Genomic DNA, 16,610 nt, shown 5'->3' on the forward strand with positions numbered 1-16,610 from the left:
TAAGCGGTCATAGAGCTTTTGTGAAACCATGATCATATTTAGGGTAATATCAACCTTAATTCGCTGCTTGTTTGTGGGGTTGGTTTAAGCTCAATACAGTCGACTGTGGAGTTCAAGTTTTAGATGTTAGCTATAAGGCTAAAGTTATCGTTAATCGAATTCGAAATTAAAGGTTGATTTACTAATATCCTACTTTTACTAACAACGGATAAAACTACGTTAGTATGCATATATTGAATTTCAGCATCTTGTTTTATGCTAATTTTATGAATATAGAAATAGAAATAGATAAATTACTACATAAAATCAAAACATTGAGTAAATAGTAACACTAACGGATGACATGTCACGCCAACTGATTACAAGTCAGTTGCTTGTTGTAGATAAAACCACTACTTATGTGGTTTTACACCATGAATAATATATTAAAATACAATAATAGCCCTATTGTTTTCTGTCTGAATTTAATGTTAACTTCATGCCTACTTCTTGATGTCCTTTAGTAAAGTCTTCTAAACCAAAGGCTCTTGCAGGACCAATAACTCCGTGTTGTTGGTAGTCTCCTTTAGTGATCCTATCAGCAATCCACGCCATAATATCTACCGTATATTGATACATATTATGTCCTTCTAATGTCGCGCTGCTTAGCAGAACATTATTTTTATCTCTGGCTTCTGCGTACAAATAAACATCACTGTTTTTGCTTTTCATAATGTTTTCAGACTTTCTCCGCGGAATTGAGACATGTTTTACGAGCTTTCGCATTAAGGCTAAATAGCCTGGGATTTTAAAAAGTACTTTTTGTAATTTACTAAAACCTAAGGCGACAATGGTTAATGGGCCAAACCAGCCTAAATAGGTATTTACATTAAGTACTTCTTTATGATTTTTAGGGATTTCAAACCCTTCTAAACCAGCTAATGAAACGCATCGAACGGTTTTGTTATTAACGTTAATTTTCCAGCTTGTGTTACACAAATAATCTGAATACCAACGGCCATTTTTATAAAAAGTGCCTTCTTCATATAAGGCTTTTATTAAAGAAGTAAGTGTGCCTGAAGAAAGACTGACTATTTTTCCTTTAAGAGTAGAATAGGCTATGTTGACGGTATCTACTTGACTAGTTTTATCTTTTCGCTTTGTTTCTTCTATGATCTTTTCAGCTAAAAATAAACCGGGTATATAGTCATAACCGCAAGCGGGCATAATCAACTGTTCACTGTCTTTCAATTGGTTTTCATAGGTTTCATAAATGTGATTAATAAATGTAGGCTCACCCGTTGAATCCATATAATGAGCGCCATTATCAACGGCAACTTTTAATGGAATTTGCCCTAATTCCATAAAGGGGCCTACAGTCGAAATAAGTAAATCACCAGACTTGATTAAAGCCTTTAGTGCCGCCTCGTCAGTAGCATCGACTTCTGCAATATCAATCATGGGGAATTCAACTTGTAATGCGTTCAATTTGCTTTTATTTCTACCAATAGCCGTAATTTTTAGGTCTCGCTTGATAAGTTGCGGTAATAATAAATGGCCAGTGAAACCTGTCGCGCCTAATAAATAAATGTTCATGTTTTATTGCTTCTCGGTTATAAATCTAAAACTAATGACTGGCTTGTTGCTCTTGAAACGCAAACTGCAATCAGCTCATCTTTCTGGTGATCTTCTTCAGTTAAAATACTATCTCTATGACTTACTTTACCGCTTATTACCTTACAGACACACGAGCCACATAAGCCTTGTTCGCATGACGTAGGTACTGATATGTTATTGCTTTCAAGGATATTTAGTATTGATTGATCAGCAGGGACATATAATGTTTTGGCTGATTTTTTGAGTACTATCTCAAATGCTTTATCGTTACTGGTATCAATGGTTTTAGCACTAAATCGTTCAAAGTGAATGTTATTAGCTTGCCAATGTTGTTCTTTGGCGGTGTTAATCATGTAATCCATAAATTTTTCTGGGCCGCAAATATATAAGCCCTTATTTTGAGTTCCACTCCCTAATAAAGCGGCAATGTCTCGTTCAAATATCGGCATTTCATCATCAAAGTATGTAGTCACTTGTTGAAAAAATGATAATTTTTGTATTTCTTTTATAAAAGGTAAGTAGCTTTGGTTACGCGAAAATAAATGTAAATGAAACGGTTTACCCAGATGATTTAGGTAATGAGCCATTGAGAGAATAGGTGTGATGCCAATACCACCAGCAATTAGTTGATAGTTATCGTAAGTGATATCAATATTAAAATTATCTCTAGGCGTGCTAATTTTTATATTATTTCCAAGCTTGAATGACTCATGCAATGCTGCAGAGCCACCACGACCGTTTTGTTCACATTTTACTGCAATCAAGTAATGATCTGGCGTTGAACTTGATAAGTTAGTAATAGAGTATTGGCGGGTCAAACGATCGGTAATATGCACATCAATATGAGCACCAGCGGAAAAAGCCGGCAGTGCTTTTCCATTATTGCTAACGAGTTTATAGCTCAAAGTATCTTCTGCTATTTTGTTAATTTCAGTAATTGATACATAACAGGTAGAAGACAGGTTAATTTCTACCTTGTCCCAACTTGATTCAATAATATTTCGCATCGGAACTTGTTGTTGCTCTAATATTTCCTGGGCAAATCTCCAAATCTTTTGATAGCGATAAAACGGTAATTTAGGGAAAAGGTGATGAATAAAGTGCTTATCTTGGTACAAGATAAAGGGCTGTAACCATTTTTCCACATTCAACCTAACGGTTGCTTGAAAAGGATTATCAGCTTGAAGTATGCCAGGAGGATGCTGTACGTAAGAAAAAAAATACAGTAAAACGGCGTAAGCTACTCGTTGAGGTAAAAGATAGAGTAAAATAAACTCATTAGCCCATGGTGACATTAACCAAGCCGTGTACCAAGTAAGATAAATAATTGTTCCGCCAATGAAATAACGTTTTTCTTGTGTGGTTCTTGTTGAAAAATTTCTAGCGACCCATGCTCCCCAATATATATCTTGGTAAGTCCAACGAAGTAAACAGCGCAAAAAACTATCATTTACATACTTAACATCAGGGTCTCTTTGCGGATCTCCCGTATAGCGATGATGTGATAAATGTAAATAACGATAGATGGGTGTTGACAGCCCCGGAAAATATAAAAAAGCACCTATGGTACCAATCCAATCATTTATCCATGAAATACGTGAAACCGAGGCATGTGCTGCTTCATGAATGGTACCAAACATGACAATCATTGCAGCACCATTAACAATGAACATAATGAAGTAAGGTAAATCGTAATACAAATACCCTAATGTGGAGGAAATAATAAAAGCTAAACCGCTTAAATAAAATACTAGCATCTGAAATCCATATTTTGGAGCTGTGTTTAATTGCTTAAACCTAGGATCTTTAACTATTTCGCTAATGATTAATTTGGCATCACTTGGAAAGTATGTACTCATAAATTGTTCAACCCGATTGATTAAAATACTGATGATTACCTTATGCTGTAAATGCTAGATAAGTTAATCACCCACTAATCTCGGTAGTATATAATAAGTAAAAATGCTTTTTTATTGCAAGTAGGTGGTAATTTTATAATAATATGTCCATTACTCATTATTACTTATTTGCGTATGAATAATTCAGAACCGTGGTTACATGTCAGAGAGCAATTAGGCGTTCAGCCGATAGTAAGCCAGCAACTTTTGGAACCTTTAAATATTCATATTGAAAGGTACATGTGTGAAGCTAAAAGTTTTAAAATTAATCCATTACCTTATCCTCTACTTATTGTGCATTCTAGCGGTTCTAAAGCTGAAGAAATGAGTGAGGGGCAAATACACGATAGATTTTACCCTGGCTATTCAGCCTTAGTTCCTGCAATGCAAGCCACCCACTGGAAATTTACAGGCTTCGTCGATTTTACAGCCTTTTATTTCTTGCCCTGTAGTAACGATCCATTTAGTCAGTTAATCATCCAATTTTGCCAAGAAAGAAAAGGGCTTGTGCCTGTTTCGGATGCTTTGGTTGCTGCCGTTGCAGCACAAATATCGGATGAGATTTTTCAAGAACGTAAGCAGGAGGTTTTTACTGAACGATTGGTTTTTGTTTTATTAGAAAAAGTTTGGCGAATTTTGAACGCTGAACAGACAATAAAAATGAATCCAGATCACGTGCAGCTTGGCCGCATTCAAAAAGTAGTAACCTATATCCAAAAAAATGTTGACAAACATTTGACGATAAAAGAGTTAGCGTCAGTTACCTTGCTAAGCGAAACGCACTTTAGACGAGTGTTTATTGAGGCTATAGGGTGTACACCTCATCAATTTATTACTCAATATCGGATCCAACAAGCGAAAAAATGGCTTATTTACTCAAAAATGCCAATTATTGCTATAGCAACGGAGTTAGGGTTTAACGATCAAAGTCACTTTACGGTTACGTTCAAAAAATTATTAGGCGTGACTCCGGGTAAGTATCGACAACTTTTTAATCGCTCAAGTATAAATTATGGGCAGAAATTGGACTAGATTTATCGAACAAAACTTTACCTTTTTCTACAGAGAGTTAGTGTAGTGGCTCATCAAAACTGGCCTGGAATATAGATTTAAAACAGATCTTGGAATGTCAGCTTTCGTATCTTTGTTAACATTAAGCCAGGGATCATCAGAGAGTTCTTCAGCTAGCCAATTGCTGACTTTAGCTTTTGAGTTAATAACAGCAGAGCAGAGATTCTTAAGCTTCCTTTTTCATTTAAAACCCACATCCATTTACAACTAAAATTATGCTTAAAACTTTTCCATGGCGTTAGATCTTAAATCCCCAAAGCGGACAAAATAACCATACAAATTAGAGTATTAAGTTTAAGGCGGTTTCGCCCCCTGAGTGAGATAGAAAGATAATTAACTTCTTGCTCTCACTAGACTCAACACCGATCTCAACTATTTTTAATTTTTATTTGTGACCCTTTAAGAGTTTTGCAAAGCTAGACTTTATTAACTAGTTTAATTTGTCCTGCAAAAAATCCTCTTTTGAATTTAGATAACAAGGTCAAAAAGCTTGTTTTTATCTTTATAATTCGCTAGCTTAATAACATAAATTGTATTTTTAATTAGAATATTATGATAATGAGATTTCCAAAATGGATTACAATACTTCTCTTCTCTATTGTATTGATAAACAGTTCATATGCCACTTCAATCTCAAATAAAAATCAGACCAGTTACTTAAACAAACAAGAACTTGAGTGGATCAAAAATCACCCCTCCTTAAATGTTCATAATGAAAGTGATTGGGCGCCTTTCAATTTTAATGTTAATGGTCAAGCAAGTGGTTTTTCCATTGAATATATGAATCTCTTGGCTGAACGAGCTGGCTTCAAAATAGATTATATTAATGGCCCTAGTTGGAATGATTTTCTCAGTATGATTCAAGATGGTAGTTTGGATGTAATGATTAATATTGTTATGACACCTGAACGCTTAAAGTATTTATCTTTCACGCCTATTTATGCCATTGTGTCTCCTGTACTTGCGATTAGAAATAAAGATAATGATGTATTTTCCTTCAATGATTTTGGTGACAAAACACTTTGTGTTCCTCAAGGATCTGCTAGCCATGAGTATTTGAAAAATAATCACCCTGAAATCAATTTACATCCTTTAAAAGATTCATTGGCTTGTCTTAAAGCGATGCAAAGTGATGAAGTTGACATAACGATGGAAGGTGATGCCATATTACAAAACTTACTTACCAAGAATAATATTCAGGATATTAGAATATCAAAAATTGCTATAGATGCTGAGATGGCATCTGAACTTAGAATAGCAACAAGTAACAACAACCCCATATTAAGAACTATTCTCGAAAAGACCATGGGAGAGATTGATAAAGTTAGGGTTAGTCAATTACATAAAAAATGGTTAGAAGTAAAACATTATAAAAAAACAGAATTACATACGGTTAATACCAACCTATTTAGCACAACTGAATTAGCATGGATAAAGTCCCATCCGATACTACGTGTTGGTAATGAAATGGATTGGTCTCCTTTTAACTTTGTAGATAACAATCAAGCTAACGGATATTCTATTGACTTACTTAACTTAATAGGTAAAAAAAGTGGCCTGAAATTCAATTATATTAATGGATATTCGTGGTCAGAATTATTGATTCTGTTTAAAAATAAAGAATTAGATATTATACCTTCTTTGTATGAAGTTGAAGGTCGAAGTGCTTTTACTTTATTTACCTCATCATATCTCGAAAATAAAACAGTTCTTGCTATGATGGGTAATGCCGGGGGAAATATTACGCTCGAAGATATGACAGGTAAAAGACTTGCTGTTCAGGCAGGAGGGAATTATGAAACTTATCTCAGAAAAAATCATCCTAAAATAATATTAATACCTTTTGCAATGATGTTTGAAGGGATTAATGCGGTTCTTGATAAAAGTGTCGATGCTTATATTGGTAGTCGAGCAGATGTTTCTTATGCCATCAACAAAGAAATGATTTATGGGCTTAGTTTAATAGGGCTATCCGAAATGGATAATCCTGAAAATACAGCGCTTAAAATGGGCATTAGAAAAGATTACCCAATATTACATAGCATTATTGAAAAATCATTACTTTCTATTTCAGAAGTAGAACGTAATCAATTAAGAAGCAGATGGCTTCCTTCAATAAAAAAATCTCCTGAGAATATAAAAAACTCACTCAATTTCACATTAATTACATTATATGTATTACTTGCCATATTCAGTTTAGTTTTATTGCTTTCTTATTTTAGCCGCAAAATGTCAAATCAAAATAAATTTGGCTTACAAACAGGCACACGCCAATTTCGTATTATTATGCTGTTATCATTAGGGATTTTTATTAGTGTAATCGTGCTATTTTCATGGTTAGAAATGATAAAAATAAAATCAAAAATTATATATGACTTGGAAAGTAACTTAAAACAAACGCTTGTAACCACCATAGATAGATTAAATAACTGGGTTGCACAGGAAGAGTTTATGTTATTGCAATTAGCGAAAACACCTACGCTTATCAAGGAAACTGAAAGGTTACTGCAACTTAAAACTGAAAAATCGATCTTAATAAAATCTAACGAACAAAAAAACATTCGTCGCTTGGTTGCGAGTAACTCTATTTCTGTTGGTTTAGGTTTTTTCATTATCAATAAAAATGGTATATCTATAGCCTCTAAAAGAGATAGTAATATTGGCTCAAAGAATTTAATTGCGATACAACGACCAGAAAAATTAATATCAGTTTTTGATGGTGAGAGCACTTTTGTTCCTCCAATATATTCTGATATTGAGAAAAACACTTCATCATTGTTTATTGCGGTGCCAATTAAGGATAAACAAAACCAAGTCATCGCAGTATTAACTAAACGCTTAGAGCCAACAGATAAGTTTTCTCAAGTTTTGCAGTTCTCTCGAGTAGGTATAAGTGGTGAGACTTATGCATTTGATCACAATGGAACTTTATTATCAGAAAGTCGATTTGAAAATGATTTAAGAGCTATTGGCTTAATCAATGACCTTCAAAGTAGTGTGATGAATATTCAAATACGAGATCCTGGCATAAACCTACTAGAGACTGATTTTCGAGAGTATAAGCGCAACAACTTGCCTTTAACCTTAATGGCAAACAGTACCATTAATTCGATAAAAGATGATGCTTTTCAAGTAATGAATACTGAACATCGAGTTCAAAGCGATATTATTGGCTATAGTGACTATAGAGGCGTTCCTGTCGTTGGAGCCTGGGTGTGGGAAAAACATCTTGGCATGGGATTGACTAGCGAAATGGATGTTGATGAAGCTTATTCAACTTACCACAGTATACAAAGAGCATTGATTAGCATTATTGGTATCACCATAATATTACTTATTGGCGGCACTTTCTTCATTTTAGTGATGGGAGAAAAAACCAATAAAATAACGACTCAATCAAAAAAAGAGCTAGAAGATAAAGTTAATGAACGAACTAAAGCATTACAGTTTTCAGAAGAAAAAAGCCGTTCCATTGTTACTAATGCATCAGAATGTATTATCACCATTAATGAACAACAAAAAATCATTGCTTTTAATCCCGCGAGTGAAGAAACGTTTGGTTATTCTATAGATGAAATAATGGGTCAACCTATTGAGATTTTGTTGCCCAAAGATAGACAAGCAACTCACTCTCAATATATTGAAAATTGCAAATCAGATAGCGTTACTTCAAAAGATATGAAATCAAGAAATGGAATATCGGGTCGCCGTAAAAATGGTGACTTATTCCCAGCAGAAGCTAGTATTTCACGTTCTACAGTGAATAATAAAAGCTACTTTACCGCTTTTGTGAAAGATATAAGCAAGCGTGTAGAAGCTGAAATGGCAATGGCAGAAGCCAAAGAGCAAGCCGAACAGGCTAATAAAGCAAAAAGCACCTTTCTTGCCAATATGAGTCATGAACTACGTACACCAATGAATGCAATTATTGGCTACAGTGAGATGTTAATTGAAGATGCTGAAGACGATGAGAATGAAGACATAATCCCAGATCTTTCAAAGATAAATTCAGCGGGTCGACACCTACTCGAATTGATAAATGATATTCTAGACTTATCTAAAATTGAAGCGGGAAAGATGGAGTTATACCTTGAAAACCTTAATTTACAAAGCTTATTACAAGAAGTTATTGATACATCAAAACCACTTATCGATAAAAATAATAATGTTCTTAAGCTAACATTTGATGAAACGATTGGCATCATCCACGGCGATGCGATGAAGATAAAACAATCACTATTTAACTTAATATCTAATGCCGCGAAATTTACTGACCAAGGTGAAATAGCTATAACGGTATCAAAAATAAAATATAACAATGTTGAATCCATTGGTATTGCCATTTCAGACAATGGTATTGGCATACCTGAAAATAAACTTGATACAGTCTTTGAAGAGTTTTCTCAAGCTGATGATTCAACCACCAAAGATTATGGTGGAACTGGGTTAGGTCTACCTCTTAGTGTTAAATTTTGTCAGATGATGGGAGGCGATTTAACGCTTACCAGTGAGGTAGGTAAAGGCTCAACATTTACAATGACAATACCGGCTATTGCGATAAAAGAAAATAAAATTGATGAAGAGAGCATGATCCAACCGGATCTTTCTGAATCATCAGCACATCACTCCGTACTCATTATTGATGATGATTCTAATTCTAGAGATATTCTTCAGCGCTATCTCGAAAAAGAAAACTATAAAGTTTACCTTGCCACTAATAGTGAAATGGGTGTTCAAGTAGCCCACAAATATAAACCTGACGTAATTACACTCGATATTATGATGCCAGGAAAAGATGGCTGGGCAACATTACAATTATTGAAAAATAACCCTGTTACTCAAAACATTCCAGTGATTATGATATCAATAGTTTCAGATAAAGAAACGGCTGTAACTTTAGGAGCTGTTGATGCATTGATGAAACCCATAGATAAAAACTTATTAATTGAAACATTAAATCACCACATTGATAAAAAATCAAAGAAGCATGTCTTAGTTATAGATGATGAACAAATGAATCGTGACTTAATCTCTCGTTACCTTGGAGATGAAGGTTTTTCATTATTTCAGGCGGCCAATGGCGAAGAAGGTATCAATTTACTTGATACGGTAAAGCCTGACTTGATTTTACTTGATTTGATGATGCCTGTTATGGGAGGGTTTGAGTTTTTAGAAATAATTAGACAGAAAGAAGATTATAATTTAGTACCCATAATTGTCATAACGTCTAAGTCGCTCAGTAATGATGAACTAAACTATTTAAAAGCACATACGACTGGTGTTCTACAAAAAGGTGATTTAACTAAGTCGGATCTAAATAGCCAACTTAAAGCCATCTTAAAATGATAATAAATAAAAGCAATACGGAGAGTAGTTTATGAGTAAAGTATTACTTGTTGAAGATAATGAAATGAATAGAGATATGTTATCAAGGCGACTCATTCGTAAGGGTCATGAGGTTGTTATGGCTGTTAATGGACAAATAGGTGTCGATATGGCTTCTTCAGAATCACCCGATATTATTTTACTTGATATGAGTCTCCCTATCATGGACGGTTGGACAGCCGCTAAGCATTTAAAAGCAAACCCTGCAACCAAAGATATCCCTATTATTGCATTAACTGCTCATGCGATGGCAGAAGATAAAGAGAAAGCACTAGCAGCCGGCTGTGATGATTACGATACTAAACCTGTTGAATTTAAACGTTTATTAGAGAAAATGATGGTACTAACAGGTTAGCGGAGTATTGACTAGTGTCAGAGCATTCAAAATTTTACACTACACTTGCTGATTTAAGACATGATCTTAAGACACCTATAGGTCATATTTTAGGTTACAGTGAAATGTTGCAAGAAGAGCTTGAAGAAGCTCCTTGGGAAGAATTTCAAGTTGATTTAATCAATGTTCATAATTCAGCAGACAAGTTACTTGCGTTAATCGAAGATAACTTAGCCGCTACAAAAAGCTCTGTTAATGATATAGATATTCCCTCTGTACAGTTTAAACTAAGAATGCAACTTAACCATATCACCGGCTATTGTGAGTTATTACAAGATCTTGCTGAAGATAGAGATCGGATAGAATTAATTGGCGATTTGAACAATATCATTCAGGCATCGGCGGTATTTGCTGAGATAGTTGAAAATAAATTATCGATACATTATCTAGAAACATTTATAGCGCAAGAAGAAACTGTACAAGAGCCAAAGCAGTTAACTCAAAATACAAAAATATCTGCTATTAACAATACGTCTGAGACTGACAACATTGTACTAAGTACTATGGGTGAAGGTGGCATAATACTCGTTGTTGATGATAATCCCACCAATTTAGATTTATTATCAAGAAGATTAAAGCGCCAAGGCTACCTTCCCATCACTGTTGACTCCGGCCAAGCGGCGCTTGATTATCTTGCCAATAATATTGTTGATTTAGTGCTGCTTGATTTAGTAATGCCGCAAATGAGCGGTACAGAAGTATTAACCGTCATTAGACACAATCCAAAATTAAGAAATTTACCGGTAATTATATTATCCGCTCATGATGATATGGATATTATTGTTAAATGTGTCCTGTTAGGCGCAGATGATTATTTATTTAAGCCATACAACCCTATTTTGCTCAAAGCTCGTTTAGCTGCAACATTAGAAAAATATCGTTTAAGACAAAACCAAGTGCCGCGTTTAGAAGTTTTTATTTCCTCTCCTGGTGATGTTATTCCTGAGCGAAAAATTATTCGTGGCATTATCAAGGATATCAATGAAGAACTTGCTGATAGAGTACGTCTTGTTCCCGTTTTTTGGGAAGATGAACCGTTACTCGCCTCAGATACTTTTCAAGCTCAAATACACCCAGCTAAAAATTCAGATATCTATTTAGGCATATTTTGGTCTCGTTTAGGCTCTCCCCTTCCTGATTCAATAACACGAGAAGATGGCAGTTTATATGATTCGGGGTCTGAGTATGAATATGAAGATGCTTATTATGGTTATCAAAAAAAGGGTAAACCTGAAATATTAGTTTATCGAAAAATGTCTGAAGCTTTTGTATCTCTAGCTAATAGAGAAGAGGCTATGTCTTCGATAGATCAATTTGAAAAAGTTGATACGTTTATCGAACGTTGGTTTATCGACCCTGATGATGGTAGCTATAGTGGCGCTTACCATTGTTTTGAAGATATAGAAACGTTTGAAGATATGATATACAAACACCTGAAAAAATTGGTGTTAATGCAACTTGAAAAATTATAATCGCAAGGATTACATGTGAATAATTCCAACTCAATTTTTACTATTGGTGTTACAGGACATCGTGATCTTATTGATGACGAATTGCCAATTATTAAACAACAACTTAAGCAACAATTTTCCTTACTAAAAGACAAACTGCCTAATACTGAAATAAGACTACTTACAGGAATGGCCGATGGTGCTGACCGTATTGCTGCATCGGTCGCATTAGAGTGCGGTATGTCTGTTAACGCGATATTGCCTATGCCATTAAAGCAATACAAAAAAGACTTTAGTGAAGCATCTTACCAAGAATTAGAAATTTTACTCCAGCAAAAAAATGTAACCGTAAATCATACTCATTTTGCTCAATCACTTGATAATGGGAGTTTTCAAGATCAATCATTGAGAGACCAATGTTATTTTGAACTCGGTTCCGAACTTATTGAACAAAGTTTATTACTTCTTTGTTTATGGGATGGCAATAATACCGCTCAAAAGGGCGGTACTTCAGATGTTTTATTACGCTTTACACAATCTGGGCAATTTAATGATGATATTGAAAGCATATCAATTCATAAACCTAGAACAGAGGAAATTACATCGTCAGCTTATCTAAACGGTGTTGTTTTATGGCAACCAGTTAACCGTAGCCTGCATCCATCAAAAACTGTTCAGGATCTATCTATACAGATTTTAACGCCAAGCTATACTCCACACGTGTTTTTTCTAAATGATAACTACCCTGAACAATTTATTCAGCAAGTTACAGAAATTAATGACTACAATAGAAAGTATAATCTTATCCCTGATGCCAACAAAAATGTTTATGATAATAGTTTAACATCAAAAATTGACTGGTTAGATAAAGGCAGTAAAGCACAAATTAAAGAAGTAGATGATGCTTTTGTAAAAGCTGATAATTCAGCTATGTATTCTCAACATTTTTCGGACAAGCAATTTAAGCTATTTGCTTATATGGCTTCCTTAATGGGCATATTCTTCTTAGTTTACGCCAAAATAGTCGCGGCAAAAATTTTCATTATTTTATATGCTGTTCTATTTGTTTTAGGATTATTCATCTTCAAAAAAAGCTCAAAACATCACTGGTTTTCAAGTCATTTAACTAGCCGTATAATTGCTGAAACGTTAAGGGTTAAAGTTTTCCTTTCTTTAGCTGGTGTAGAGAAACAATTGCCCGTATCAAAGTTATTTGCATTATCAGGCGTTAAACAATTCAAAGGATTTAACTGGATAGAAGGAATATTTAAACCAATCTCATTTAATACCTATACTCATGCTTCAGATAAAGAAAAGATGGCTGTTGATTATGTAACTGAGCATTGGGTGGAAGATCAAGCAAAATATTTCACCAAAAAAAGTAAACTGTTATCTGCTAAACACCATAAACTTGAAAAAATAAAGCACATCCTTTTAGGCGGTTCATTTATCGCCGCTTTAGCTTTGATTTTCTTTAAGCAATCTTTAGTTTCTACAATTATTGCAGGCGATTTCTCCACCAAATCCCTGCTAGTTTTTTGTATGGGTTTACTACCTTTACTGCTAGGGATTTGGGAAATTTATCAAGGAAAAATGGCAATTAAAGAACTTAATTGGCAATATAAAAACCAGGCGAATTTATTTAATGAATCACTCTTATTTATTCAACATGCAAAGACAATAAAAGAGCAAAAACATATTCTATTTGAACTTGCTGAAAATTGCTTGATGGAAAATTACCTTTGGTCTATTCATCGTTATCATCGTGAACACGAGCCACCGAGTGCTGGCTAGTTTTAATCAATACCGAATACTTTCGACATCTTTTTATGAACAATTACATTTATTTTAATTATGAATAACAACTAGCTAGGTTAATTATGTCTGATAAGTCTAAAGATACACAAATTCGTCAAAAAATTTATCAGTTAATCGAAGGTTCAGTACATAAATCGTCTACTGCCAAGGCAATCAATTGGTTTTTTATTATTCTCATTATCGTAAATGTTATTGCGATTATTTTAGAGTCAGATAAAAATATCCATGCGACATACTTACAAGAGTTTGCATTATTTGAATTGATTTCTGTTTGTGTTTTTTCGTTAGAATACCTTCTTCGACTATGGACATGTGTTGAGTCATTACGCTTTAAGGGATGTTCTAAATTTACAGCAAGAGTTCGCTATATTTTTACCCCCATAGCTTTAATTGACTTATTAGCCATTGCTCCTTTTTTTATCGCGATGTTTTTTGTTATCGATTTACGCTACTTACGTTTAATTCGTGTGCTAAGACTTTTAAAATTAACTCACTATTTCAAAAGTTTTAATATCTTTATCACTGTGATCAAAAAAGAATTAAAAAGCATAGCAGCAGCAATCATGATAATGATGTTTCTCATCATCATTGCGGCTTGTTTAATGTATACCTTAGAAAGTGAAGCTCAACCTGAAGTCTTTGGTAATATATTACATTCGCTTTGGTGGGCAGTTGTTACCATGACCACCGTTGGTTATGGCGATGTAACACCCGTTACTTTGTTAGGTAAAATTGTTGCTACCTTTATTATGTTAATAGGCGTTGGCTTGGTTGCTTTACCTGCTGGTATGCTCGCGGCACGGTTTGGCGATGAATTAAGAGAAAGAAAACGTAATCTTGATGTTCATATAAAGCATGCATTAGCTGATGGAATTATTGATTCTGATGAATATAAATCGCTAGAAGATCTTACTTCAGAATTAGAACTTTCCCCTGAAGATTTGAAATCTAATATTGCCTTACTTAAAAAAAGTCATAATGGCGTATATTGCCTCCTATGTGGAAAATAATAAAAGCTAGTCTATTGCAAATGAATCTAACTCAGAAATTAGTAAAACCAGTGTTTAGAGAAATATTTATTAGGCAAATTAAATAGACAATTTTTACTGCTTATACACTTAGATTTATTATACTAAGCTATCTCGCTTTGTGCCGTGCGACGTGAAGTCGTATGAAACGCTGTTCACCGCGATAAGAGTGAACCATCTGTATCACTAGATGACCCTAAGACTCTGAATAAAGTAGCGAGTCTGACAATGTAACAAAGTGTCCCATAGCGCCACAGAATTTAATACCTAAAATCATATTAATCTAATGTCCGCTTTGGTATTTTTTAATTAAATTAGAATTTTTGACTCTATAGATCCTGATTAAATTTAGAACAATTCTATTATCTAACGCAGGGCTGACTTGTATCGGTTCAAATGTCGCTAGATAAGCCAAGGCTAAGGTCTTCTTTCGTATCTTTGTTAACATTAAGCCAGTGATCATTAGAGACTTCTTCAGCTAGCCATTAGTGAACATAACTTACTTCAATTTCATATGGTTATTGGTAATTTCAAACATGATGCGTAGCCACAAGTAATTGTAATGTTTGATTTTCTCATGACGTGATTCGTTTCTCATCAATTATGAATATCCACACGTTTAAAAAACACCATTTATTCTATTTCTCAACAAGTTATAATGATTTATTATTTTGTTGGAAATCTTTTTATTTATAGTGGGAAATTCTTTTGTCTATTATCCCTAATTTTATCGGTAAACGCTGGTTAAAAATATCATTACGTACAGCCCACTTAGTTGGTTTTGCTGGTGTTTTTTCTTCGATCTTAACATCAAGTGAACAAGATGTTTATTGGGGCATTACTATTATCAGTGGCTTAGGTTTATTAAGCTTAGAAGCATTATCTAACTTTGTTTGGTTTGTACAAATTAGGGCGCTTGCTATGCATACCCGTTACCATTCAAGATGCAGGTTTCAGAGTGCTTGAGCAATGTTAATTCAAGGCGCTGTGATGAAAGAATGGTTATTCCATTGTAAGTCACAGCAACGATGAAGTAATGTTGCTCAAGCGCTTCTTCGATGGGTTTAAAATGACTTTAGACCGCGTTAAATAAACAAAACATAGAATGACTATGCTTTACTTATTTTACTTGTCTTAAGTCACTTTAATTCCCACTGAAATCCAGCACTTTGATTGGTAACGGGTATATATTAAATTACTCCTACTCACCTGTGTTTTCTTTTTTAATGAATATGCTTGGCATTGTTTAGTTGCGATAATTATTATTTCAGGGATGATTTCTCATGCGCCCAGTTCGGTGCGTTATTATTCATTTGTTCATGGTAGAAAGATTACTTCTTTAAACGACACCAAAGGTTAACTTCAATTGAATCATTCCCCGTTATTAGAAAAAACTATTGAATTATTACGCGAGGCCAATAGTCAAGAACCAGTGCTTGACCTTGCCTGTGGTAGTGGCAGAAATGGCCTTTATCTTATAAATAAAAATATCCCTGTAGTATTTGCGGATATTAAAGAAACGGCACTTGAACAGGTGAAAAGTGCACTATCTCCACCTCATTGCGAGGTAAAATCATTGGCGAATTTTTGGCAAGTTGATTTTGAGCAAGACAGTTTTGAACAAGAGGAGTTAAAACCTTTAGCTGGTAAGTCCTTTTCAGCAATTATAGTTTTTCGTTATTTACATCGATCTTTATTTGAACAAATCAAACAAGCTGTTACTGCTGGGGGTTATGTTGTTTATGAAACCTTTAGCGTAGATCAGCCCCAATTTGGTCGACCTAAAAATCCTAATTTTTTATTAAACCATGGTGAATTGGCTGAACTATTTTCTGATTGGCAAATTATCCATAGCTTTGAAGGCATCATTGATGCAAAAAACGCTGATGCTAATAATGAATCAGGAAAACAAGCTATTGCCCAAATTATTGCAAGGAAGCCTTAAACTTGATTGCTAATCGAATTTAAG

10 protein-coding genes are annotated in these 16,610 nt (G+C 34.3%); 8 read left to right on the plus strand and 2 right to left on the minus strand.

The window, feature by feature from the left end; translation table 11 throughout:
* Positions 1-444: 444 nt before the first annotated feature.
* Together CXF71_RS04070 and CXF71_RS04075 are read right to left on the minus strand one after the other, a co-directional pair.
* On the minus strand, positions 445-1,575 hold the full coding sequence (locus CXF71_RS04070; RefSeq protein ID WP_101231709.1) for a saccharopine dehydrogenase NADP-binding domain-containing protein: 1,131 nt from the start codon (positions 1,573-1,575) through the stop codon (positions 445-447).
* A 17-nt stretch (positions 1,576-1,592) separates the two neighbouring features.
* Complete coding sequence (locus CXF71_RS04075) at positions 1,593-3,353, minus strand: fatty acid desaturase (RefSeq protein ID WP_198559828.1); 1,761 nt, start codon at positions 3,351-3,353, stop codon at positions 1,593-1,595.
* 276 nt (positions 3,354-3,629) lie between these two features.
* On the opposite strand from CXF71_RS04075, the gene CXF71_RS04080 reads away from it, so the two are divergent.
* The 8 genes from CXF71_RS04080 (at position 3,630) to CXF71_RS04120 (ending at position 16,586) form a co-directional block, all read left to right on the plus strand.
* A complete protein-coding gene (locus CXF71_RS04080; RefSeq protein ID WP_157826691.1) occupies positions 3,630-4,526 on the plus strand; it encodes a helix-turn-helix transcriptional regulator in 897 nt (298 codons plus the stop codon).
* A 597-nt stretch (positions 4,527-5,123) separates the two neighbouring features.
* The gene (locus CXF71_RS04085) at positions 5,124-9,911 is read left to right on the plus strand and encodes a response regulator (RefSeq protein WP_198559829.1); all 4,788 of its coding nucleotides are present in this window, start codon (positions 5,124-5,126) and stop codon (positions 9,909-9,911) included.
* 31 nt (positions 9,912-9,942) lie between these two features.
* Positions 9,943-10,305 carry a response regulator gene (locus tag CXF71_RS04090; protein WP_101231713.1) on the plus strand — a complete coding sequence of 121 codons (363 nt, stop codon included), beginning with the start codon at positions 9,943-9,945 and terminating at the stop codon, positions 10,303-10,305.
* Positions 10,306-10,319: 14 nt separating this feature from the next.
* Positions 10,320-11,816, plus strand: coding sequence for a response regulator (locus CXF71_RS04095; RefSeq protein WP_101231714.1), 1,497 nt, complete (start codon positions 10,320-10,322; stop codon positions 11,814-11,816).
* A 15-nt stretch (positions 11,817-11,831) separates the two neighbouring features.
* On the plus strand, positions 11,832-13,589 hold the full coding sequence (locus tag CXF71_RS04100) for a hypothetical protein (protein WP_101231715.1): 1,758 nt from the start codon (positions 11,832-11,834) through the stop codon (positions 13,587-13,589).
* 86 nt (positions 13,590-13,675) lie between these two features.
* Complete coding sequence (locus tag CXF71_RS04105; protein WP_101231716.1) at positions 13,676-14,623, plus strand: ion transporter; 948 nt, start codon at positions 13,676-13,678, stop codon at positions 14,621-14,623.
* Positions 14,624-15,349: 726 nt separating this feature from the next.
* Entirely contained in the window at positions 15,350-15,607 is a 258-nt protein-coding gene (locus tag CXF71_RS04115; protein ID WP_101231718.1) for a hypothetical protein, read from the plus strand.
* 400 nt (positions 15,608-16,007) lie between these two features.
* Positions 16,008-16,586, plus strand: a complete 579-nt coding sequence (locus CXF71_RS04120; protein ID WP_101231719.1) for a class I SAM-dependent methyltransferase — start codon at positions 16,008-16,010, stop codon at positions 16,584-16,586.
* The last annotated feature ends 24 nt before the right edge of the window (positions 16,587-16,610 follow it).

Origin of the sequence: Colwellia sp. 12G3 (genome assembly GCF_002836775.1) — a bacterium.
Lineage (GTDB): Bacteria > Pseudomonadota > Gammaproteobacteria > Enterobacterales > Alteromonadaceae > Colwellia.